Source organism: Rhodococcus globerulus, assembly GCF_019334125.1.
GTDB lineage: Bacteria > Actinomycetota > Actinomycetes > Mycobacteriales > Mycobacteriaceae > Rhodococcus_F > Rhodococcus_F globerula.
The window spans coordinates 1,283,051-1,310,045 of the sequence record NZ_CP079698.1; the positions used below are offsets into that span (position 1 = coordinate 1,283,051).

General features: G+C 62.4%; 1 protein-coding gene. It reads right to left on the reverse strand.

The window, feature by feature from the left end; all coding sequences use genetic code 11:
• Positions 1-26,877 (reverse strand): non-ribosomal peptide synthase/polyketide synthase, encoded by a 26,877-nt coding sequence (locus tag KYT97_RS05760; RefSeq protein WP_425332401.1) that lies wholly within the window; start codon positions 26,875-26,877, stop codon positions 1-3.
• Positions 26,878-26,995: the final 118 nt, after the last annotated feature.

Sequence of the window (26,995 nt, forward strand, 5' to 3'; positions counted from 1 at the left end):
TCAGGAATCAGCGGAAAGCGCGCGTGCCAGTGCCGGCCCGATGATGGTCATGGCCTGCGGTTCGATCATCTCGTTATGGGAGCAGTCGACAGGTATCTCGTCGATCCTCCCGGTCACGAGCGGCTTCCATTCCTGCGGTGACCGCTCCCGAGTATCACTGTCCCCATCACCTGTGGCCGGAAAGATCAGCAGGTTCCCGTCGTACACTTGCGGGACGAATTGATGACCGATCCGCTGCGAGTTCTCGTATCCCGCGGCAATCCGTTCGAGGTCTTTTCCGCGTATCCCGGTCTCGGTCCCGAGCGACTCGTCCAACAGTGCAGCGGCGTGTTCGAAAGTCATCTCACCTCCCGATTCGATCTCCAATCCGAGTCCGCGCAACAGATCTCGAACATCGAGTCCGCCCTGCGGTGCCACCTCACCGTTGTCGGGATAACTGTCCATGACAGCCAATGTGGCGACCTCACGACCCGACAATTGAAGTTCGACAGCCATGGCGTGTGCGATGACCCCGCCGAGCGACCAGCCGAGCAAATCGTACGGACCGTTGGGCGCGATGGCCTCGATCTCCTCTACATAGCGGTTCGCGAGTTGTTCGATCGACCGGTAGTCGCCGTCGTCGCTGATCGTCGGCAACTGTAACCCGTACACGGGCCGATCTGGCGGTAGGTACTGCACCAAACCCGCGTAACCCCAAGACAATCCGATTCCGGGATGCACGCAGAACAACGGCCTACCGCCCCCCTCGGCGCGTAGCGGAATCACCACGGCAAGAGCCTCTTCCAGGTCGCTGCTCGCTGTCGGGATATCGAGGCGCCTGGCGATCCCCGCCGGCGTGGGGTCGAGGAACATCCATTGAAGCGGAATCCTGCGATCCAATCGGGCATGCAGGGCGGTAACTATTCTGGTCGCGATGAGCGAATTGCCGCCCAAGTCGAAGAAACTGTCGGCGGTACCCACCCGATCTACTCCGAGAACCTCGACAAAAGCGTCCACGACGGCGTGTTCGGTTTTAGTGGTCGGTGCGTGATACTCGGCACCGATCGACCCGAATTCCGGTGCAGGCAAGGCTTTTCGATCGAGCTTACCCACCGGCGTCATCGGGATGCGATCGAGTACCACCACCGCAGACGGCACCATGTGCGACGGCAACCGCTCCGCGGTGAAGGCGCGTAGGTCTGCGGGCTCCACCTGGTGCCCGTCCACTGCTCGCACGTACGACGCGAGAACGGTGTCACCCGATGGAGCGGTATGACCGATGGTGGCGGCAAAGTCCACCGACGGATGACGCACGAGAACGGCATCGATTTCGCCGAGTTCGATACGGAACCCTCGAACCTTGACCTGGAAGTCGCTACGTCCGATGTACTCGAGCGTGTGGCCAACTCCATTTCCCGTCCCGCCGTTCGCCGACTCGCGCCACCGGACCACGTCTCCGGTTCGGTACATCCGGCGCCCCGGCTCACCGTACGGGCACGCGACAAACCGTTCCGAGGTGAGGACGGTTCGATTGTGGTAACCGCGCGCCATACCGGGTCCGATGATGTACAACTCGCCGTGAACACCCAACGGAACGGGCTGCAGTCGCTCGTCGAGGACAAGGAAGCCGAAACCTAGCGCAGGCGCCCCGATGTTCACCCCTTCTCCTGGCCGCATCGGTGCGCTGACGCTGGCCTGAACTGTAGTTTCCGTCGGTCCGTACCCGTTGTGCAGGCTACGACCTGGCGCCCATTGCGCAACTACATCTGGCGGGCAGGCCTCCCCAACCAAATCGAGGACGTGCAGCGACTCGAAGCCGTTGTCACCCAATGCCGCCAGCGCCGTAGGCGTGATGGTGGCATGGGTGACCTCCTCGTCGCGAAGCAGGTCGGCCAATTCACTGCCGCCGAACACTGCGGGCGGAACGATCACCACACGCGCCGACGCACTGAAGGCCATCATCAACTCGAACACAGACGCGTCGAAGCTCGGAGAAGCCAATTGCGATACCCGCGAATCATGAGTGACGTCGAATCGTTCCCGCGTTTCAGCGGTAAGGTTCGCCAACCCGCGATGAGTGACGTTGACACCCTTCGGCTTTCCGGTCGAACCCGAGGTGTAGATGAGATAGGCCGGATGTTCGAGATGCAGCGGGCACGTACGATCCCGATCGGTGACCTCGTCCGCCGATTCCGCGGCCACACGCTCCGCAAAATCCACGTCGTCAAGTACCAGCCAGGGAACCGTATCGGGTAGTCGACCTCGACTGCCCGCTACTGTGAGCCCGACCGAAGCACGGCAATCGGCGAGCATGTAGTCGATACGCTCGCGCGGGTATGCGGGATCGACAGGCACAAACGCCGCTCCTGCCTTTGTCACCGACCAGATCGACACGACGGATTCGATCGACCGCGGCATCCCCAATGCCACAAAGGTTTCCGGACCAACTCCACGCGCTCGCAGGACCCTGGCCACTCTGTTGGACCATTCGTCGAGTTCGCGATAACTGACGTGGCGACCTTCGTAGGTCAACGCCACCGAATCCGGGTCGAACGCCGCGGCGGTCGTGAGCAACTCGGGCCACAACTCAGGTTGCACTGCCGGCTCTCCGAGCGCCGGCACCATCATGCGACGATCCATCTCGCCCAGCAGCGGAATATCGCCGATCGGCAGGTCCGGGTTCTCGGTGACGGATTCCAGAATGCGTACGAACATGTCGGCAAACCCGGCAACGGTCTCCGTGTCGAAGAGGTCTGTGGCGAAGTCGACGGCACCGCTCATCCCCGTCGGCGCACCATCGTCGTCGAATTCCTCCGCCAGCAGGAATTCGAGGTCTACCTTGACTACGTCGAGCTCGGGGTCGAGTCCTCCGACTTCCAACTCCGGCAGTGTCAGCACCGGCCGATCGTTGTTCTGGAATTCGAGCGACACCGAGGCAATCGGTGCATACGCCGTCGACCTGCTCGGACCGATCGTGTCGACCACTCGCTCGAAGGGGACGTCTGCATGGGCAAAGGCACCGAGATCAACTTCACGGCAATGCGCTGCCAGCGCGCGGAACGAGTGCGCAGGTTCGACTTTCGTTCGCAGAGCCAGCGTGCCGACAAACATGCCGATCAGGTCGTCGAGAGCGCGATCCCCCCGGCCGGCGATGGGCGTTCCGATCACCACATCGTCAGTGCTGCCGAGACGCGCCAGCAGGATCGCGAGCGCAGCATGCACGGTCATGAACTCGGTGGACTGATGCCGACGCGACAGTTCCCGGATGCGGCGATGAAGGTCACGTCCAACAGTGAAGTGCACACGAGCGCCGTGGAAGGTCTGCTGCGCCGGCCGGTCACGATCGAGCGGCAGTTCGAGAAGATCCGGGGTACCGGCCAGCGCGTCGCGCCAGTAGGCAAGCTGCTCTCCGATCACCGACTCCGGGTCGTCATCATCACCGAGTACCTCTCGTTGCCACAACGCGTAATCTGCGTACTGCACCGGCAACGGCGCCCAGTCCGGCGCGGCGCCGCTGGTGCGCGCCTGATACGCCGTCATCACGTCCCGAACAAGCGGGGACATCGAGAAACCGTCGGCCGAAATATGATGTACCACAACGGCCAGAACGTGTTCGGTGTCGGTGAGCTCAAACAGGGCGACTCGCAACGGAATACGCGCGGTGACATCGAATCCCGCCGATACCAGACGGGCAAGCTCGTCATGCAGTTCGTGCTCGTCCGCAACGCGGTGAGGCAGCAGAGTCTCCACCGCATTCTCGGTCGGGAGTATCTGCTGGACGGGTGCAGCGCCGCGGATGGGAAACATCGTTCGCAGCGACTCGTGCCGGGCAACCAGATCGGACACCGCCGAATCAAGCGCGGCCACATCGAGTTTGCCACTCAACCGGACCACGATCGGAATGTTGTATGCGGGAGAACTGGTATCGAGCTGATTGACAAACCACATTCGCTGTTGAGCGAACGAGAGTGGAATGTCTCCCGGCCGGGTGCGGCCAGCAAGGGGTGCACGCCCGGATTCTGCGGTACCCAGTGGCTCAGTTGTACGCAGTTGCTCGATGCGCGAAGCCAGGCCGTCGACGGTCGACGCTTCGAAGAGATCCCGCACTCCGCTGTCAACACCGAGCACAGTCCGGAGCCTGGCTGTGACCCGAGTTGCACTGAGCGAATTGCCACCGAGTTCGAAGAAATCGTCGTCACCACCTACCCGTTCGAGGCCGAGTACATCGGCAAACACTTCCGCAACTGATTGCGCAACAAACCCCGTCGGCTCTCGGAAGGGCCTGGTCCGTGACAGGGCGTCGGGGATGGGCAAGGCTGAACGGTCGAGCTTGCCCACTGCTGTCAGCGGAATCCGCTCCAGCACTGTGATCGAGGAGGGAACCATGTGCGAGGGCAAGCTCGCGGACAACGCCCGCATGAGAACCTCGCCGTCGAGCGCACCTCCAGCGGTCGGTACGACGTACGACGCGAGCAGGGTGTCGCCAGCTGAGCCACGGTGAGCGATCGTGGCCGAAAATCCGACCTGGGGCTGCGCCATGAGGGCACCGTCGATTTCACCAGGTTCGATGCGGAAACCACGAACCTTGACCTGGAAGTCACTGCGACCCACGTATTCGATGCGCTTCTCCGGAGTCCAGCGCACGATGTCCCCGGTGCGGTACATGCGCGCTCCCGGATCGGCGGGATTGGCAACAAAACGTTCGGCGCTCAGCCCTGGTCGCCGGTGATATCCACGCGCCAATCCGGCCCCGGCCAGGTAGAGCTCGCCTGGCACGCCCACCGGCACCGGTTGCAGCCGAGCGTCGAGTACGAGTTCACTCACGCCACGGATAGGTCCACCGATGGTGATCCGGTCGCCAGGCACCATCGGTGCGCTGATGTTGGACATGATCGTCGTTTCGGTCGGCCCGTACGCGTTGTGCAACCGACGCCCTGGCGCCCAGCGAGTGACCAGGTCGGGCGGGCAGGCCTCACCGCCGACCACGAGGTCCGAAAGATGTTCGAGCCCAGCCGGATCGAGGGATGCCAGCGCCGCGGTGGTGATAAAAGCGTGGCTGACGTCCTGCTCGGCCAACAGACGGGCGAGTTCCTCACCGCCGTAGACGTCTGGTGGCGCAATGACCATCGTCGCGCCGGCGCCGAACGCCTGCAGATATTCGAACAGCGACCCGTCGAAACTCGGCGTCGAGAAGTGCAAGGTTCGAGATCGGGGGCCCGCTGAGAACCTGTCGATCTGATCACGGGCGAAGTTGTCGAGACCCCGGTGCGTGACCACCACACCTTTGGGCAGGCCGGTGGACCCTGAGGTGTACACGACGTACGCGGCGCTATCCATCCTGATCGGACGGATTCGGTCGGCATCTGTCACCGGCGCCCCGGAGTGTTCCTCGCATTCGCCCACGAAATCGGGGTGGTCGAGAACCAGCCAGCGCGCGGTTCCCGGGAGACGATCGTGATGATCGGCAGTGGTGACACCCAGGCTCACTCCCGAATCTGCGAGCATGTGGGAGATGCGCTCGTCCGGATAGTTCGGATCGATCGGCACAAACGCGGCGCCGGTTTTTGCCACCGCCACTATCGACAGCACCGAATCGAGAGAGCGCGAAATCCCCACCGCCACAGAGTTCTCCGGGCCAACGCCACGCGAGATCAGCAATCGGGCAACTCGATTCGAGCGTCGGTCCAACTCCTCGAAGCTCATGTCGCCGTCCTCCGACACGACGGCGAGCGCGTCCGGATCACGCGTGGCGGCGTCGTCGAAGATCTCTGGCAAAGTGCGAATCGAACCGCCACTGGAGCCACGGACCGGCACCAGTTCGCTGCGCTCGCTGTCGGTCAACAACGATACGGCGGCCAGAGGTAGGTCTGGGCGAACACACGCGTCGAGCACTTGATGCAGGCGCCGCGCCATGGATTCGACTGCATTCGGACCGAAAACGTCGGGAAGGTACTCGAATTTGAGGTGCAACTTGGTGTCGACCGACGCGACCAGACTCAGCGGATAGTGAGCGGCGTCCTTGGCCTCTACACCGGTGACTCTCATTCCGGCGATATCGGTGTCGGTCGACAATCCTTCGCGGTCAACCGGATACGACTCGAACACGGTCAACGTATCGAATCCGATCTCCGGACCACCGACGTCCTGGATCTCCGCGAGTCCGAGGTAGTGATGATCCAACAACGCTGCCTGCTCAACCTGAACCCGATCGAGCAATTCACCCAGCGTCTCGTCGGTGCGCAGACTGATCCGAACGGGAAGTGTGTTGATGAACAGTCCGATCATCGTTTCGATGCCACCCAATTCGGGCGGCCGGCCCGACACTGTGGCACCGAACAGCACGTCGTCACGACCGGTCAGCGTGGCAAGCACGATCCCCCACGACACCTGCACCAACGTGTTGATTGTCAGTCCGCGCGAACGCGCAACATCGCGCAGACGCGTAGTCCCCTTTTCACCGACATCGAACTCCCACTCCGCCGCCACGGTGGACAGCCGACGCGCCCGATCCACGGGAGCGAGGAGGGTTGGGCCGTCCACCCCGGAGAGAGCCCGGGCCCAGGCGTCTCGCGAGTCACCGTGATCGCGGCGACTCATCCAGTCGAGGTAGTCGCGGTACCCGCGGGTGCGTGGCAGTGCCGACGCGTCACTGTCGACGGCATACAACGTCAACAGTTCTTTGACCAGCAAGGGCATCGACCAGCCGTCGAGCAGGATGTGATGGTTGGTGATCACCAGCGTGTACGTACTCGCTGTGATCTTGATCAGTGTGAACCGGATCAGTGGCGGTTGTGTCATGTCGAAGGGCGTCGACCTGTCCTGCGCCAGAACCTGTTCGAGGTTCTGCTCGCCACCGGACGTGAGATCAACCTCGCGCCACGGAGGTGGCACTTGGCGCCCAACGACCTGCACGGCCTGTCCGTCCACGTCGTGCAGAAAAGCGGTGCGAAGGTTGGCATGCCTGTCGAGCAGCGTGGCGGCGGCACGGTGCAACCGATCGGAATCCACGTCGCCTACAAGGTCTAGCGCCACTTGCACCAGGTAGGCGTCGACAGATTCGTGGTTGTGGGCTGACTCGAGATCCTGGCCGGACTCGTCTGCCAGTTCGGCGTGGAAGAGGAGCCCCGATTGCAACGGCGAGAGTGGCCAGACGTCAGCCAGGTCCGCGCAACGCCTTTCGAGGTCTTCGATCGCATCCTGTCGAAGGTCGACAAGATCGAAGTCGGACGGGGTGAACCCACCACTCGATGCCGCGTACGCACCGAGCGCAGCAAGCGCTTCCAACCACAGCTGGGTAAGTTGTTGTGCGTCTTCGCTGGTGAGCACGCCGGGAGGATACGTCCAGGTAGAGCTCAGCACCGTACCGTCGTCGGTCTCGATAGCCATCGCATTGATATCGACGACAACAGCCAGCGGCAGGTCTGCCGTTGTCGCGTCGCGTAGTGCACCATCGTCAATCGGCGCCCAGCCCGCTGAACTGTCCATGCCGGCACTGCCTAGCCGTCCGTGGTAGTTGAAGCTGATCTGCGGATCGGGTAGCGGAGAAAGCTGACTGGCCGTTTCACTGTTCAGATATCGGAGCAACCCAAAACCGATGCCGCGCTCGGGAATTGCGCGAAGCTGTTCCTTCACCGTCTTGATCGCATTGCCCATGGACGGACCGCCGGCATACGCGTCGTCTAGATCCACGCCGTTCAGATCGAGACGAACCGGGAAGATCGTCGTGAACCATCCGATAGTGCGGGCAAGATCTGCACCGGGTACGACGTGCTCTTCGCGGCCGTGACCTTCGAGATTGAGCAATGCGTCCGCATGTGCGATACCGCGGTCACGACGCCACCGGATCAATGCCAGGCTCAGCGCAGTCAACAATCCGTCGGCAACACTGCCGTGAAATGCCTGCGGCACCGCCACGAGCAGGCTCTCGGTCAACGCAATGGGCACTCGCACCTCGATATCCGCGACGCTGGCTCCGGTGTCCCGCGGTGTCAGTGCCCGTGTACCCAGCGCTGGATCGGGACCTGTGAGTGTCTGTCGCCAGAAGTCGAGTTCACCAGCGCGGTGCGGATCGTGGGCGGCGTCGACCAGTGCATGCGACCACCGGCGCATCGACGTTCCCACCGGCGCTGGGGCCGGCTCGACACCGGCCTGAACCTGAGCACAAGCAAAGGCAAGGTCGGGGATCAATATTCGCCAGGACACGCCGTCCATCACCAGATGATGGACGGCAAACAACAAGCGGCCCTCTCGATCCGGACCGGCGTCGAGCCACACAATCTGCACCATGACACCCGACTCCGGGTCCAACCGCCCCACTGCCGCATCAAGTTCCCTCGCTGTATCCGTGGCCGTGGTTGCTTCAGGGGCGGTCGGAACCCGCCGAACCACCGCGGATGCCTTCACCGAACCTTGGCCCATCACCTCTAGTGAATAGCCGTGCTCGGTGTGGTGTAGCCGCGACCGCAAAACGTCGTGCCGGTCCAGGACTACCTGCACGGCCGTCGTCAGAGTGTCTTCATCCATGTTCCCCGGAACCGTGAAGAGTGCAGACTGCGAGTATCGGCGGAAATCGCCGCCACGCTCGAACATCCACGCCGCGATCGGGGTCAACGCGATCTCGCCGACACCGCCGCCTGGCAGTTCGTCCAGAACAACTTCGTCGCCACTCGTTCGCGCTGTCTGGGCCAGCGCCGCAACGGTTTTACGCTCGAACACGTCTCGCGGTGTGATCAGAACTCCGGCTGCTTTGGCACGGGTCACCAACTGGATCGACATGATGCTGTCGCCGCCCAAGGTGAAGAACGAATCGTCGACGCCTACTGTGCCTAGTCCCAGAACTTCGGCAAACAGGTCGACGAGAATGCGTTCGTTCTCGGAACCCGCAGCTCGACTCACCCGCACCTGTTGCCCGAAGTCTGGTTCCGGCAGAGCTTTTCGGTCGAGCTTCCCATTCCCGGTCAGGGGCAGTTGATCCAGGACCACGACAACCGACGGCACCATGTGAGATGCCAAACCCTCCGCGGCCTGATCGAGTAGCGCAACCGGGTCGATCACCGCGCCGGCTTCCGGCACAACGTAGCCCACCAACCGGTCACCGCGTGCCACCGCCGCAGCCTGCGTCACCCCAGCGCCGGCGAGCAATGCCGACTCGACCTCGCCGAGTTCGATCCGATAACCCTTCACCTGCACCTGTTGATCGTTGCGGCCGAGATACTCCAACTGGCCATGCGCATTCCATCGCGCCAGGTCGCCGGACCGGTACATACGCGCCCCAGGTGTGAAGGGGTCCGGCACAAATCGTGCCGACGTGAGTCCGAACCGACCGAGATAACCACGGGTGATCTGCGTGCCTGAGACGTACATCTCGCCGGCCACGCCCGGTGGCACCGGATGCAGCCGATCATCGAGCACGTAAACGCGGAGGCCGGGCAATGCCGGGCCGATCACCGATGCGGATACGTCGCGCACAAGGTCGTGATCCAGAGGTAGGTAGCTGACATGCACCGTCGTTTCCGTGATGCCGTACATGTTGACCAAAGTCGGGGCGGTGTCGCCGCGTCGCGAGTACCAGCGTTCCAACTGCGCGAAATCGAGGGCTTCCCCGCCGAAGATCACGTACCGCAACGACAAGTCGGGTTCGCCGGCCAGGCGGTCTGCCTGCGCCAGTTGATAGAAGGCCGTCGGGGTCTGATTGAGCACGGTGACGCGTTCGCGCTGCAGGAGTTCGAGGAACGCCTCCGGTGAGCGGGCAGTGAAGTAGTCGACCAACACCAGGCGGCCACCGTGGGCAAGGGCACCCCACATTTCCCAGACCGAGAAATCGAACGCGGCGGAATGGAACATCGTCCATACATCATTTTCGCCGAATTTGTACAGCGCCTGGGTGTTTGCCAGCAATGTGACCACGTTGCAGTGCGCTACCTGCACGCCCTTCGGCCGTCCGGTAGAGCCCGACGTATAGATCACATACGCCACCGAATCGGGATGCAACGGACGCAGGCGGTCGGCATCCGTGACCGGAAGAGGCGAAAACTGTTGCAGCGCAGTCACAGTATCGTCGCTGTCCACCACGATCATGGGGACAATCGAAGACTCCAATGCGCCGCAGTCTTCGATTGTGGTGAGAGCGCAGGCCGGCGCGGCATCACTCAACAGGAATTCCAGTCGCTGCGCCGGAGAAGCCACGTCCACCGGGAGGTAGCCCGCACCCGCTTTCACCACAGCTAGCAGTGCCACAACAAGATCGACAGATCGCGTCATAGCCACGGCTACCAGAGTTTCCGCGCCCACTCCCCGCGCCACCAACAGCCTCGCGAGTCGGTTCGCCCGCTCGTCGAGTTCGCGGTACGTCACCGCATTGCCGTCGCAGCTCACCGCAACCGCATCACCCGCCGACGCCACCGACTGATCGAACAGATCCACCAGTGACATCGGTCCGACATCAACGCCCCGGCGGTTCGGGTCCAGGAGCACACGCTCGCGTTCTGTCGGCAGCAGTATGTCGATATCACCTACCGCAACCGAGGGGTCCTCGGCCACGGTTGCGATCACACGCTCAAATCGCTCTGCCATACGTTGAATCGATTCCTGATCGAAAACGTCACTCGCATAGCGGAACCCGGCGCTGATCCCGGCCGGCGACCCGTGCTCGTCGACCCGCTCGATGAGACTGAGTTGCAAGTCGAATTTTGCCACGTCCAGATCCACGTCGAGTTCGCGGACAGTCAACTCAGGTAGTTCGAGTCGCAGGTGGCTGGCGTTCTGGAATTCGATGACCACCTGAAACAGAGGCGTATGCGACGTAGACCGTTCTGGTGCAAGCTCGTCCACCAGCCTCTCGAAGGGGATATCCGCATGCCCGAACGCCCCGAGATCCACTGATCGCACCACACTCAGCACGTCTGCAAAGGAAGATCCCGGCGATACCGGGGTTCGAAGCACCAGCGTATTGACGAACATCCCCACCACGTCGTCGAGCAATGCTTCACCCCGGCCTGCGACCGGCGTCCCCACCGCAACGTCACCCGAGCCAGACAACCGTGCCAACAGCGCTGCCAGCGCTGCGTGCATCACCATGAACAACGTCGAATTACTCTGATGCGCAATCTCGACCAGTTCACGATGCACGCTGAGAGGAATGTCGAACGGGATCACGGAACCTTCGGTGGACCGCTGAATCGGCCTCGGGCGATCCAAGGGCAACGGCAGGACCTCGGGGATCCCTTCCAACGCTGCGGTCCAGTATTCGAGCTGATCGGCGACCACCGACTCCGATTGTTGCTCCGTGCCCAGAACCTCCCGCTGCCATAGGCTGTAGTCGGCGTACTGCACGGACAACGGCGCCCACTGGGGCCTCTGGTCTTGCGCGCGAGCGGTGTACGCGAGCATGACATCCCGGGCAAGCGGTGTCATCGAGAATCCGTCAGCCGAGATGTGGTGAGCGACAATGGCAAGAACGTGCCGCTCGGGAGCCAGTCGCAGCAACTGCACTCGGATCGGAAGATCCGTGGTGACGTCGAATCCCGTGCCGATGAAGCCCTCGATCACATCGTGAAGTTCCTGATCGAGTGCGGGAATCGGACGAAGATCCGGCGCGACATCCGAGGATTCGAGTATCAGCTGACGCGGTCCGTCCGCCGAACCCGGGAACACTGTACGCAAGGACTCATGCCGGTCCAGCACATCGCCCAGCGCCGCACGCAGAGCCTCCACATCCAGTGCGCCGTCCAACTGCAGGACAACCGGGATGTTGTAAGCCGACGAGGACGTGTCGAACTGGTTGACGAACCACATCCGAGCCTGGGCAAGGGACAACGGGATTCGATCGGGCCTCGCCCGCGCCGCGAGTGCGGGTTGGGTGAGTTCGGTTCGTGCAGTCGACTCGAGCCTGGCAGCAAGCGCGGAAACCACTGGTGTGTCGAACAACCCGGCCACGCCCAATTCGGTGTTCAACGCACTGTTGATCCGTCCCACTGCTCGGGTAGCACTGAGCGAATCGCCGCCGAGTGCAAAGAAACTGTCGTCGGCGCCGACGCGATCAACGCCGATCACGTCGGCAAATGCCTGCGCAACCACTTCCTGTGCCAGTGTGCTCGGAGCTCTATACACCACTGCGGCAAATTCCGGTTCCGGCAGGGCTTTTCGGTCCAGCTTGCCGTTCCCGGTCACCGGTAGCGCCGCAAGCACCGTCACCACCGACGGCACCATGTACGCAGGTAGATCCTGTGCTGCCGCGTCGAGCACTTCTCGTTCGACCAGTGTTATACCCTGCGCGGCAACAACATAGGCAGCCAGGAAATCGCCGGCTTCGCCGCTTCGGAGAACCACCACCGCCTGCGCAACCCCCTCCTGGCGCGCCAATACTGCCTCGATCTCCCCCAATTCGATGCGCTGACCCCGCAACTTCACCTGAAAATCACTGCGCCCGACGTACTCCAACTCACCCAAAGCAGCAACATTCCCCCTCACTCCGCTCGACCCCGCAATACCACTCCGCACCCACCGCACCAGATCCCCGGTCCGATACAACCGCTCACCCGGTGCCCCGAACGGATCCGCCACAAACCGATCCGCCGTCAAATCAGCCCGCCCCTGATACCCCTGAGCCAACTGCACACCACCGAGATACAACTCACCCACAACACCCACCGGAACCGGACGCAAGCGCCCGTCCAGCACGCACACCGTGGTGTTCCACACCGGCGCACCGATGGGCACTACTGTCGTGTCGACATCGCTGACCTCGTGGGACGTCACGTCCACCGACGCCTCTGTCGGACCGTACAAGTTGTGCAATTCTGCATCACTGCACCTCAGCAGACGCGCCGCCGTCGATGCTGCCAGCGCCTCACCACTGGTAAACACCCGCCTCAGCGTGTCACAACCGCCGACATCTGCGCCGGCGAGAAACGCCTCCAACATCGACGGCACAAAATGCACCGTCGTCACCGACTCGTCGCGGATCACCCGGTCCAGATACACCGGATCACGATGCCCACCAGGTTCGGCGATCACCAGTCGAGCACCAACCTGCAACGGCCAGAACAACTCCCACACCGATACGTCGAACGTCGCCGGCGTCTTCTGTAGCACCACGTCACCGGCGTCCAATGGATACCGATCCTGCATCCACAGCAACCGATTCACCACACCCTCGTGTGGAACCACCACACCCTTCGGCCGGCCCGTCGATCCCGATGTGAACATCACATACGCCGGATGCTCCGGTCGCAGCGGCGAAATCCGCTCGCACTCGAGTACTGTGTCCGGCGAGAACTCCGATACGTCAACATGATCCAGCTCCACGACCGTCATGGCCCCGGGCAGCACAGCCCGCTCGGCAGCAGTGGAGAGCACCAGCACCGGATCGACCGCTCCCACCACATATGCGACGCGCTCCGCAGGTTGATCGGGGTCGATCGGGACGTACGCCCCGCCTGCCTTCCCCACGGCGTAGATTGCGACCAGCATCTCCAGCGACCGAGACACCGCAACACCCACCCGCGACTCCGGACCCACGCCTGCACCGATCAGCAGCCGCGCTAGTCGGTTCACGCGCGCATCGAACTCCGCGTACGTCAACACTGAGCCATCTATCACCACCGCACCAGCGTCCGGAGTGCGTGCCACCTGTGCGTCGAATAGATCCACCAAGGTCGCAGCGGGCACGCGATGCTCCGTCGCATTCCACTCATCCAGCACCAACTCCCGCTCACCGTCGGCAAAGATGTCGACTTCAGCGACCGGTGTTGAGTCGTCGAGAGCAATCGTTTCGAGAATCCTCGTCAACCGATCGGCGTACAGGTGGACTGTCGCGGAGCCGAAGATCGATGGTTGATAGCGCAGGCTCAGACGCAACCGGGGTTCGAGGATCGAGAGCACGGTCAGCGGGTAGTGCGTCGCGTCGCGAGCATCCAACCCCGTCACCCGCATACCGGCGATGTCCACGTCATCATCGAGCCCTGATGTGTCGACAGGGTACGACTCGAATACCGACAGCGTGTCGAACAGGTTGCCCACACCGACGCGGGCCTGAATCTCACCGAGCCCCACCTCGTGATGATCGAGAAGAGCGGCCTGCTCCTCCTGCATCCGAACCAGCAACTGTGCGCAGGTCTCGTCAGGATCAACCTGCATTCGCACGGGCAACGTGTTGATGAACAACCCCAGCATGTTTTCCACACCGGGCAGTTCCGGTGATCGCCCCGAGACAGTGGCGCCGAATACTATGTCATCACGAGAGAGTAAGCGGGACAGTAGAACACCCCACGCAGCCTGAATCACTGTGTTCATCGTGACCCCGCTGCGCTGGGCCGTGGCAGTCAGGGCATCGAGCACCGAAGCGGGCAGGTCGATGTCGACCTCGGCCGGCACAGCCCGGTGCCCGCCAGGCGCGGAAGGCGCCAGCATCGTCGGCTCGGTGACACCGCGCAGCGCACGTTCCCACGCCTGTGCTGACGCTTCGGAATCCCGATGTGCCAACCAGGTCAGATAATTGCGGTACGAAGCAGACTCCGGCAGATCCACCGGGGTTCCGTCGGCGGCGTACCGCGTCAGAAGCTCGCGCACCAGCAAGGGCATCGACCAACCGTCGAGGATGATGTGATGGTTTGTCACCGCAAGCACTGATCGATCGGGTGCAGTTCGCAGCAGAGTCAGACGCAGCAACGGAGGTGAGTCGAGATTGAACCGGGCACTGCGATCCGCGTCGAGGTAGCGTCGCAATTCCTCGTCGGCGGCCGATCCGTATCCGGTCAGATCCACCTCCTGCCACGGAATCTCCACGTCGTCGACAACCACTTGAGCGGCAGCACCGTCGCTTCCGTAGACGAACGCGGTACGCAGATTCGGGTGACGGGCCATCAAACCTGCTGCAGCGGAACGCAGGCGCCCCGCATCGACGGAACCTTCCAACTCGATGCACAGCTGTGCGGTATATACGTCCACGGTTTCTGCGGCCACCGCGGCGTGAAAGAGCAACCCCTCCTGCAGCGGCGAGAGCGACCACACGTCGCGCACTGTGGGGAATCGCTCCTCCCAAGATTCGATCTGCTGCTGGCTCACCGACACAAGTGGAACATCGGACGGGGTGAGCCCACCCGCTCCCGGCAGTGACGTGTAAGTAGCAAGGCCTTCGAGGCCACGACGCCACAGATCGGCAAACACCGCGACTTCGTCCTCGTTGATCACACCGGTCGGGTAGGTGAACGTCGCGGTCAGATGCGGACCGTCCGGACCGTCCTCGACGGCAGCGTTGATGTCGATCACGGACGCGACCGGCATGGTGTGGTTCTGCGTCCCACCGAGCTCTCTGCTGCCCGCGACCGGTAGCCAGTCTTGCGTTCCGTCGGAGGTGCTCACTCGTCCCAGATAGTTGAAACTGACTTGAGGAGAACCATATTGGCTAAGCGACGCTCCCTCGACACCGAGGTATCGCAGCATTCCGTAGCCGATGCCGTGATCCGGGATCGCACGCAACTGCTCCTTGACGGCTTTGACCGACTGCCCGGCGGCACGACCACCGGCCAGCGCATCGTCGACATCGATCCCGGCGAGACTCAGCCGCACCGGATACACGGTGGTGAACCATCCGACGGTGCGGGAAAGCTCCGCGCCGGGGACTGCATTTTCCTCGCGGCCGTGTCCCTCGAGTGTGATCAGCGCGTCTGCCGCAACAGTGCCCTGTTGACGCCGCCAACTGACGAGAGCCAGCGCCGCGGCAGCAAGCAACCCGTCGCCAACGCTTCCGTGAACAGCCGTCGGCAATGTGGTGAGCAGACTACGTGTAACGGCGGGCGGCACGTCGACGGTGACAGTGCCAACACTCGCGTCGACGTCGATAGTGGGATCGAGTGGACGCGACCCGATCAACGGATCGGGGCCGTCCAGGATGCTCGTCCACAGGTCGATTTCACTGCTGCGGTCGCGTTCGCGCAGGCCATGAGACCAGCGACGCATCGACGTACCCACGGGCGCGAGAGAAGGCGTTTCACCGGCCTGGACTTGTCCCACTGCCGACGCAAGATCCGCGACGAGGATGCGCCACGAGACGCCGTCTACCGCGAGGTGATGAATCACCACAAGGAGTCGGCCGTTGGCATTCGGGGCGTCGAACCAGACAATGCGCAGCAGGCCGCCGGTGGCCGGATCCAAAAGGTCGGCAGCGGCCTCGAGTTCCGCGGCGGCCAAGGCGGCAAAATTATCCCCGTCAACCGTGTCGACGAGCACCCGACTGATCACCGTGTCCGCCGTGATCGAACCTGGCGGCAGCACCTCCATGCCAGGTCTTGCCATATCCCGGTGTGCACTGTTGTCCACGATCAGACGCGCCCGAAGTATGTCGTGGTGGTCCAGCACTTCCTGGACTGCGAGAGCAAGAACGCTCTGCGTGAGGCCGGCGGGCGCTGCCAGCAGCAAGGCTTGAGAGAATCGGTCGAGTTGGCCGCCGCTGCGTTCGAGCATCCACGACGCGACCGGGGTAACGGGCAGGAAACCGACACCGCCACCGGGCAACTCGTCGAGGGCATCCGCGTCGTCACCGTCGAAACGCGCCGATTCGGCAAGCGCTGCAACGGTTCTGTGATCAAAAACGTCTCGGGGACTCAGGATCACACCGGCAGCCTTTGCGCGGGCTACCAATTGGATGGACATGATGCTGTCCCCGCCGAGCGCGAAGAAAGAATCGTGAACGCCCACCGATTCCAGTCCGAGTACCTCGCTGAACAGTCCGGCAAGCAACGCCTCGGTCTCGGTTCGCGGTGGTCGATCCGGTCTCGCCGCGGCCGAGAAGTCAGGCTCCGGCAACGCCGCGCGGTCAAGTTTCCCGTGAACCGTGAGGGGAAGAGATCCGAGTATCACCAGCGTCGCCGGGACCATGTACGACGCCAGTCGCCCAGCGGCGACGTCGAGAACTTCTTTCGAGTCGATTATCGCGCCAGGTTCGGGCACCACGTAACCGATCAACCGGTCGCCGCTGCCGTCACCGTTCCATACGTCGGTAACGGCCTGAGCCACGTCCTCGTGCGCAGTGAGCGCCGATTCGACTTCGCCGAGTTCGATGCGGAAACCACGAATCTTCACTTGTGAATCAGTGCGCCCGAGGTACTCCAATTGCCCATCTGACGACCACCGCACCCGATCGCCGGTGCGGTACATACGCGTTCCGCCCGGGCCGAAGGGGTCGGCGACAAAACGTTCGGCGCTCAGGCGGAACCGCTCGTGATAACCACGTGCAAGAGCCGGACCGGCAAGATACAACTCGCCGGCAACACCCACCGGTACCGGCTGAAGCCGCGTATCGAGAACAACTTCAGTGAAACCGCGCGTGGGAGCACCGATGGTGACCGGGTCCGAGGGCGCAAGGGGCGCACTGATACTCGATACTACTGTCGTCTCGGTCGGTCCGTAGGCGTTGAACATCCGCCGACCCGGCGCCCATCGTGCCACCAGTTCGGGCGGGCAAGCCTCCCCACCCGTCACCACGCATTCGAGCGAAGACAGACCTGCCGGTTCAACCGACGCCAGTGCCGCCGGAGTGACAAAACAATGCGTGACCCGCTCGGATTCGAGCAGTTCCGCCAAAGCGGTTCCGCCGTACACGGACGGCGGCGCAATCACCATCGTGGCGCCGGCACCGGTCGCCAACAACAATTCGAGGATCGATGCGTCAAAGCTGGGCGACGCAAAGTGCAGTGTCCGCGACTGCGTTGTGGTTCCGAATGTTTCGCGCTCCTGAACGGCAAAGCTGTGCAGACCGCGGTGTGTCGTAACGACGCCCTTGGGTGTGCCGGTCGACCCGGAGGTATAGATCAAGTACGCCGGATTATCGATCCGAATCGTCGATGTCCGCTCCTCATCGCTGATCCCCGACGACGGGTAGGACGACAGTCGTTCGTCGAAGCCCGGTTCATCCAGTACCAACCAGGGCACGACAGCGGGAAGGGTGGCGTGGTGCGCCGCCCCGGTCACGCCCCACACTGCGCTGGAGTCGGTGAGCATGTATTCGATCCGCGCAGAGGGATGATGTGGATCGACCGGAAGGAACGCGGCACCCGTCTTGGCCACAGCCCACAGCGCCAGAATGGACTCGACGGATCGCGACACGCATAGTGCAACTACGTTCTCGGGCCCGATACCGTACTCGATCAGCATGCGGGCCAATTGATTCGAGCGTTTGTCGAGTTCGTGGTACTTGACCTCACGCGTGTCATAGATCAGCGCAACAGCATTCGGATCGTGACCGGTTGCGGCTGCCAACAGATCCGGCACCGTGTGCGGGTCCACTCCCTCCTTACCTCGAACCGGGGTCAGGTCGTCACGTTCACCAGCGTCGAGGATATCGATATCTCCGACCCTTGCATATGGATCAGCGGTGACACTGACGAGGATTCGCTGCAGCCGCCGCGCAAACGTCAAGGCAGAATCACTGTCGAAAAGGTCTGTGGCATAACCGAACTTTGCATCCATGCCGCCTGGGTTACCGTCGGCGTCCACGCGTTCCGACACTGTCAATTGCAGATCGAAATTGGTGGTGTCGATCTCGACATCGACACTGCTCACCTGCAGATCGGGAAGTTCCAAGGTCGGACGCTCGATGTCCTGGAACTCCAGCATGACCTGGAAGAGCGGAGAATGCGCGGTCGACCGTGACGGATTCACCACTTCCACAACACGTTCGAAGGGAACTTCCGCGTGCGTGAATGCACCCAGATCAGCTTCCCGGACGGTGTGGAGCAATTCGGCGAATGTCGCGCCCGTGTCGATCGTGGTGCGCAGGACAAGCGTGTTGACGAACATGCCCACGACGTCGTCGAGCTCCCTCTCACCACGACCCGCGATCGGTGTGCCGACGGCGATATCGTCGGAATCAGTCAACCGCGCCAACATTGCCGCCAACACCGCGTGCACAACCATGAACACCGTGACGTTGTATTCCCGCGACAGCGCCACCACGCCCGCATGAACCTCGGGATCTATCGAAAACGGGACGTGTCCGCCGCGAAGCGAACGAACAGCGGGACGCGGACGGGCGGTGGGAATCTCCAACACCTCGGGCAGGTCAGAGAGCGTGTTGCTCCAATACGCCAGCTGCGTCGACATCAGCGACTGCTCATCGGATTCCGAACCCAGCCACTCGCGTTGCCACAACGTGTAGTCGGCGTACTGAACCTCGAGTGGTGCCCAGTCCGGTGCCGAACCCAGCACACGTGACGAATACGCGCCCATGACATCTCGGGCCAGCGGCGCCATCGAGAAACCGTCGGCAGCAATGTGGTGCACCACGACTGCCAGGACATGAGAAGCCGCCTTTCCTTCGAGCCGGAACAGAGCGGCACGCAGCGGGACCTGCTCTGTCACGTCGAAGCCTTCGGCCAGCACCTGCACGCACTTCTCGCGAAGCTCTGCGTCACCGGACACTGCGATGGGATCAAGGTCAGGCACTGCACTCGCGGTAGGCACGACCACTTGGTGTGGGCCGTCATCGGCGAGCGGGAAGATTGTGCGCACTGCCTCATGTCGTTCGACGACGTCACCAAAAGCTGCCTGCAGCGCACTGATATCGAGCGCGCCGTCCAACCTCAACGCAAACGCGACGTTGTACGCCGACGACGACGTGTCGAACTGATTGACAAACCACATCCGCTGTTGCGCCAGCGACAGTGGGACTTCCGCAGTACCACCCCGCGGCTTCAGCGGCGGTCTGGATTCCACACCGTCATTCGACTGCGCCAATGCCGCCAAATCCGCGACGGTCGGAGCGTCGAATACGTCCCGCACTCCTATCCTGTCCCCGACCACGGCATTGATCCTTGCGACCAACCTCGTGGCGATCAGCGAGTTCCCTCCGAGGTCGAAGAAATTGTCGTGCGTACCTACTTTCGCGACTCCGAGTAGATCCGCAAATACAGTGGCGACAATGTCCTCGATCGGATTGCGCGGTGCAAGATATCCGGCAGCACCGGCTTCGAAATCTGTTTCCGGCAGCGCTTTCCGATCCAGCTTTCCATTTGCCGTCACCGGCAACTCGTCCATCACCGCCAGCACTGACGGCACCATGAACCCCGGAAGCTCGGCGGCGGCCCGCTCCAAGATCACTCGCTCGTCAACTGTCGCCCCTGGCTGGGGAACCACAAACCCGGCGAGATAATCGCCCGCGACCCCCGACCGCAGTACCACTACCGCCTGCGCTACCCCGTCGCACCGGGCCAGCGTTGCCTCGACCTCTCCGAGTTCTACCCGCTGACCACGCAACTTCACCTGGAAATCACTACGCCCGACGTACTCCAACTCACCCAAAGCAGCAACATTCCCCCTCACTCCGCTCGACCCCGCAATACCACTCCGCACCCAACGCACCAGATCCCCAGTCCGATACAACCGCTCACCCGGTGCCCCGAACGGATCCGCCACAAACCGATCCGCCGTCAAATCAGCCCGCCCCAAATACCCCCGAGCCAACTGCACACCACCGAGATACAACTCGCCCACAACCCCCACCGGCACCGGATGCAAGCGCCCGTCCAGCACGTACACCGTGGTGTTCCACACCGGCGCACCGATGGGCACTACTGTCGTGTCGACATCGCTGACCTCGTGGGACGTCACATCCACCGACGCCTCCGTCGGACCGTACAAGTTGTGTAGCCCGGCACTGGGAATCAACTCACGCATCCGCCGCGCAGTCCCCGGCGGCAGCGCCTCACCCGATACAAACACTCGCCGGATACCTGAACACCGCGCCGCCGACGCCTCGGCAACAAACACCTCCAACATCGATGGCACAAAATGCACCACTGTCACCGACTGGTCGACAATCACGCCCGCAAGATATGCCGGATCACGATGCCCACCCGGTTCTGCGATGACCAACCGCGCACCAACCTGCAACGGCCACAGCAACTCCCACACCGAGACGTCGAACGTCGCCGGCGTTTTCTGTAGCACCACGTCACTGGCGTCCAAAGGGTAGCGATCCTGCATCCACAGCAGGCGGTTGACTACTCCCGCGTGCGGAACCACAACACCTTTCGGCCGACCCGTCGATCCCGACGTGAACATGACATACGCCGCATGTTCCGGCCGCAGTGGAGTCAGCCGGTCACAATCTGTCACCGGTGAACTCGAAAACTCACTCACATCAACATGATCCAACTCGACGACGAACACACTGGCGGGCAATACCGAACCTTCACCCGAAGTTGTCAGCACCACCACGGGATCCGCGGCGCCCACCACAAACCCCACCCGGTCCGGTGGCTGGCCCGGATCGATCGCGACATACGCCCCACCTGCTTCGAGCACGGCATACACCGATACCAACAACTCCACCGAACGAGAAATAGCGACACCCACTCGCGATTCCGGACCAACACCCACCGAAATCAGGAATCGGGCCAGCCGATTCACCCGCTCACCGAACTCCCGATACGACAGCACCGTTCCGTCGAACACAACAGCTGGCGCATTCGGTGTCCGCAAAACCTGCCCATCGAACAGATCAGCCAACGTCACCGACGGAATCGGTCGATCCGTCTCGTTCCACACCCCCACAACCACGTCGCGCTCACGCGAATCGACCACGTCTACATCACCGACAGGGGTGTTCGAATCCGCTACTACAGCGCTCAGAATTCGAACGAACTGCTCCCCGAAGCCTGCGACCGTGTCCCGATCGAAGATGTCCGACGCGTACGTGAACGACGCCGCAAAGCCTGCTGCCGACCCCATGTCGTCACGGCGTTCCGCAAGCGTCAACTGCAGATCGAATTTGGCGACGCCGGAATCGACCGGTACGACGTCCACTGTGAGGCCCGGGAGTTCCAGGTGGGGCGCGACCGTGTTCTGGAACTCCAGCAAGATCTGGAAGAGCGGTGATTGCGATGTCGAGCGTTCCGGCGCCAATGCTTCGACGACACTCTCGAAGGGCACCTCCGTGTGGCCGAACGCCGCCAAATCCACCTCACGGACGCCGGCCAGTACTTGTTCGAAGGTCGCGGCAGAATGTACGGCCGTCCGCAGCACCAGTGTGTTGACGAACATCCCGACCAGGTCGTCGAGTGCCTCCTCACCACGACCTCCTGTCGGTGTCCCGATTGCTATGTCTGCCGATGCGCTCAGCCGCGCCGACATCACCGCAAGCACAGCATGCATCACCATGAACACTGTGGCGTTGTGCCGGCGCGCAAGTTCGAGGACTTCACTGTGCAATTCCGCGGGAACCGAGAACTCGACGGTCTCACCGCGCAGCGATCGCTGCGCCGGCCGCGGCCGATCCAGCGGTAAGTCGATAGCGGCGGGGACGCCGGACAGCGTCGACTTCCAGTACCCCAATTGTGCGGACATGACGCTGCCCGGATCGTCGTCGAGGCCGAGAACACCCTGTTGCCACAGGCTGTAGTCCGCGTACTGCACCGGTAGTGGGAGCCAATTCGGATCCTGCTTCGCCGCTCGCGCCGCGTATGCCGCCGTGAGGTCGCGGGCGAGCGGTGCCAGTGACGCTCCGTCCGCCGAAATGTGGTGTACCACAAGAACCAGGACATGCTCATCGGGACTGATCCGAAACAACGCACTGCGAACGGGCACATCGGCACTCACGTCGAAACCCCGACCGGCAAGTTCGGAAATCCGCGCATCCAACGTGGAGCGCGTGACGGCGACAAGCGGAATCAACTCCGGGATCACCTGCGCCGGCGGAACAATAGCTTGAAGAGGACCGTCCACCGACGCCGGATACATGGTGCGGAGCGACTCGTGGCGGTTGATCACGTCTGTCATTGCGGCCCGGAGCGCATCTACATCCAACGTTCCTGCCAGCCGCACCACCATCGGAATGTTGTACGCGGCCGACGATACGTCGAACTGATTGACGAACCACATACGTTGTTGCGCAAGCGAAACAGCGACTCTGCTGGGACGAGGTTGCGCGTTCAGATTCGGACGGCCGGAGCGAGCGGCGGTCCGCGCACCGCGAATTTCCACCGCCAGCGCGTCAACGGTGGGAGCCTCGAACAGACTCCGTACACCAAGGTCGACCCCCTCGGCCGCGTTGACCCGAGCGATCAGCCTTGTTGCCACAAGGGAGTTTCCGCCGAGATCAAAGAAGCTGTCGCCCAGTCCAATCCGTTCAACCCCGAGGACATCGGAGAAGATCTGTGCAACAACCTGCTCCAGCGGGTCGAGCGGAGCACGGAACTCGCCGGCGCCGCGCAGAAATTGTGGCGCTGGCAACGCCGCACGATCAAGCTTCCCCACCGGCGTCATCGGCAACTCGTCGCGCAACACGATCGCCGCCGGCACCATATACGTGGGCAGATGTTCCCCCACGTATTCCGTCAGGTCGGCGGGCGACAGCACCTGCCCGTCGGCAGGCACAACATACGAGACGAGCACCGTATCGCCTGACGGCGCGGTTCGTGCCACGGTTACAGCAGTCCGCACCCGCGGATGAGCTAGCAGAAGAGTATCGATTTCACCCAGTTCGATGCGGAACCCGCGGACCTTCACCTGGAAGTCGCTGCGCCCGACGTATTCGAGCGTGCCGCCGCGGCGGCGCACCACATCTCCAGTCCGGTACATCCGGTCACCAGGATGGCCAAAGGGGCTGGCCACAAACCGTTCTGTGGTCAATGCCGGTTTTCCGTGATACCCGCGAGCGAGGGCCTCACCGGAAATATAGAGCTCACCGGCAACACCGTCCGGGACGGGATTCAACCTCGAATCGAGGACAACTTCGACGCACCCGCGAAGCGGGCCACCCAGTGTGATCGGTCCCGCCGGCGACATCGGCGTACTGATATTCGCCATGATTGTCGCCTCGGTCGGCCCGTAGGCATTGCACAACCTGCGACCAGGAGACCACCGCTGCACCAGCTCCGGCGGGCATGCCTCACCGCCGAACACAACATCCTGAAAGTCGGGAAGGCCGTCGGCGGGTGTTGATCCGAGTGCGGCGGTGGTGATGAATCCGTGGGTGACCCGTTCGGTTTTCAGGAAGCGGGCCAACTCCTCGCCGCCGTAGATCGTGCGCGGAGCGATCACCATTGTGGCTGCGGCCCCGAACGCCTGAAGATACTCGAAGATCGACGCGTCGAAGCTCGGGGTCGAGAAATGCAGCGTTCGAGAGTTCGGTGTAGCACCGAACCGTGAAAGTTGCTCAGCAGCAAAGCCGTCCAGTCCAGTGTGGGTGACCGACACGCCTTTCGGTCGCCCCGTGGAACCCGAGGTGTAGACCACGTACGCCGGATTCTCGCGGCGAAGTGGTCGCGCTCGCTCGGCGTCGGTGACTGCCGAAATCGGCATCGCCGCGCAATGACCGCGAAAGGTGTTGTCATCGAGAGTCATCCACGGAATCGAATTCGGCAATGACGATTGCTCAGCGGAAACTGTCAACCCCACGACAGCGCCGGAGTCCATCAGCATGTGTTGAATTCGTTCAGTCGGATACGTCGGATCCACGGGAACAAATGCCGCACCGGACTTTGCCACGGCGAGCATGGCCAGGATCGACTCCACCGAGCGTGTCATACCCAGCGCCACACGATCTTCCGATCCGATGCCGCGGGCAGCCAACACGCGCGCCAACTGGTTCGAACGTTCGTCGAGTTCTCGATAGGTTACCGAGGCGCCCTGATACGACAGCGCGATACCGTCGGGATGCGCCCGCGCCGCCGCATCGAACAACTCCGGCAGGGTGCGCTGCGAACGTCCCGGCGCGGCCTGGACCGGAAGGAGCGCTCCCCGTTCGTCCTCGGAGAGAATGCCTATGTCACCGACTACCGTCTCAGGGTCGGCGGTGACCGCCTCCAGAATTGTTCGGTATCGAATTCCGAGACGAGTCACAGTGTCGGCATCGAACAGATCGGTGGCAAACCCCAGCGTCACATTGATGCCGGACGGTGCGGCGTCGTCGCTGAACGTTTCTTCCGCAGATACCCGAAGGTCGAATCCGCCGATACCGTTGCCAGTCCCCTCCGCGGCAGTGCCGGTTTCGAGGCCGGTCTCGAGGCCGCGCTCGAGGCCGCTCTCGAACAACACTTGAACAACAGGCGAATACGCAGGGGATTCACTGACCTCCAGCTCCCCCACCAACCGATCAAACGGTATATCGGCGCGCTCGAACGCTTCCGCGTCGACCTCGACAACGTGGCCCAACAGTCGCGTGAAGGACTTGTCCGGTTCCACCTGGCTGCGCAACACGACGAAGTTCGATCCTGCCGACACCGGCGTCCCGACCGCCACATCGAGCGCACCGGACAGGCGGCTCGTCAAGAGCGCGAACCCAGCGTGCAGCACCTCGAACATTGTGGTGTTGTGTTCCTGAGCCAGCGCGATCAGGTGCTGATGTGTGTCAGCGCTGATCCGAACGTCAACCCGATCGCCGTTCAACGACTGCGCCGCGGGTCGAATTCGGTCGGACGGGAGACTCAGCAGTTCGGGCATCCCCGCGAGCTGGTTCTTCCAGTACTCGAGTTGCTCTGCTTCACGGCGCAGTTTGACACCGGTGCGGAAGGAGCGGTCGTGAATGGTCGCAAGCTGCACATCCGGAGCCGCCGCGATCAGTTCTTCCAGCAGTTCGACGAACTGCCCGTGATGCGTACGCAACACCGAATCCGCGTACCTGTTCGGATTCGCCCGGAAGTCGACGAACAGTTGATCCGCGCTCGGATACACGTTGACCAGGAGATCTTCCACTGGCCCCGAGGTGACGATGTGGTATTCACCCACCATCGCCCCGAGCTGAACTTCTTGTCGGAACATCATGACGTTGACCATCGGCCCGGCCAATGCGTCATCACTGCTCACACCATTTGTACTGACACCATTTGTACTGACACCGATGTCGCGGCGAATGTCTTCGAGGCTGCAGCGCTGATGCCTTAGTGCACCCATCAATTCACGCTGAACCCGGGACGCCAGTTCGGCGACGGTACCCCCTTCGTCGACCGAGATGGACAGCGGCGCAACATTGACCATCATTCCGCCGGACTCACGCAGTACCGCCGTCGTCCGGCCTGACATCGGAACTTGCACCAGGACAGTGCCTTTCGCAGTGAGACGTGCCAAAAAGCAGGCCAGCGCTCCGATGATCGTAGCCGCCTGACCTTCGGATTCCAGGAGTTCGGCAGACGATTCCCCTGACAGCACAGCGCTCTGGAGTTTGCTCGCAGCGACTGCCGGTTCGTGCCCGGCCGCCAAGGCTGAACCGGTACCGCCTGAGTTCCTCTCCGCCCAGTACTCGCGATCGGCGGCAAACCGATCCGACGACCGGTAGCGACTGTCGATGTCGTACAGCTTGCGTAGTGGCGCAGCGCGATTCGGATCCGGCTCACTCCCGGAGACTGCTGCCGAATATCGGTGCGCAATACGATTCATAAGCGTCATCGCACCAAATCCGTCGAGTGCGACATGATGAATTCGGCTGTACCACAAATAGTGCAGCTCACCCACGCAGAGCACCGAGGTCTCGACCAGTCGATCAATTCCGAGATCAAGAGTGGTCTGATAATCCCGCTGCATCCACTCGTGTGCAGCGACCATCGGATCGTCGTAGTCACGGAAATCGATGAGCTCGACCGGGATCTCCATCGAGTTGTCCACGTACTGCATCGGCTGGCCGTCGACCGCGAGCACTTTGAGCAAGGGCGACTGAAACTCCCGCGCGACCGTCCGGGTTTCCCTGCGCAGCAGGTCGACATCGAGAGCTCCCCGCAACTCGACGTAGTGCGCTATCGAAATCGGCACCTTCGGCTCGAGTTGCTGCGCAAACCAGGTCGCACGCTGCGCGGCGGAGAGAGGAAACAGCTCTACGTCCGAAACTCGAGTGGGCTGTTGCCTGACATCGAAGCGTTTCACAATAGTGCCACCCTGTTGGGTCTCCGCAGCCGCCGAATGCGTAGCCACGTCCGTATCCGAGCTCGCAAAATGCAAGAGGCGGAACCCGCCCCGTACTCAGACGTACCCAAAATCTGAAATCGCATGCACCGACCAGTTGGACTTAATTCCGATTGGTCTGAAATAC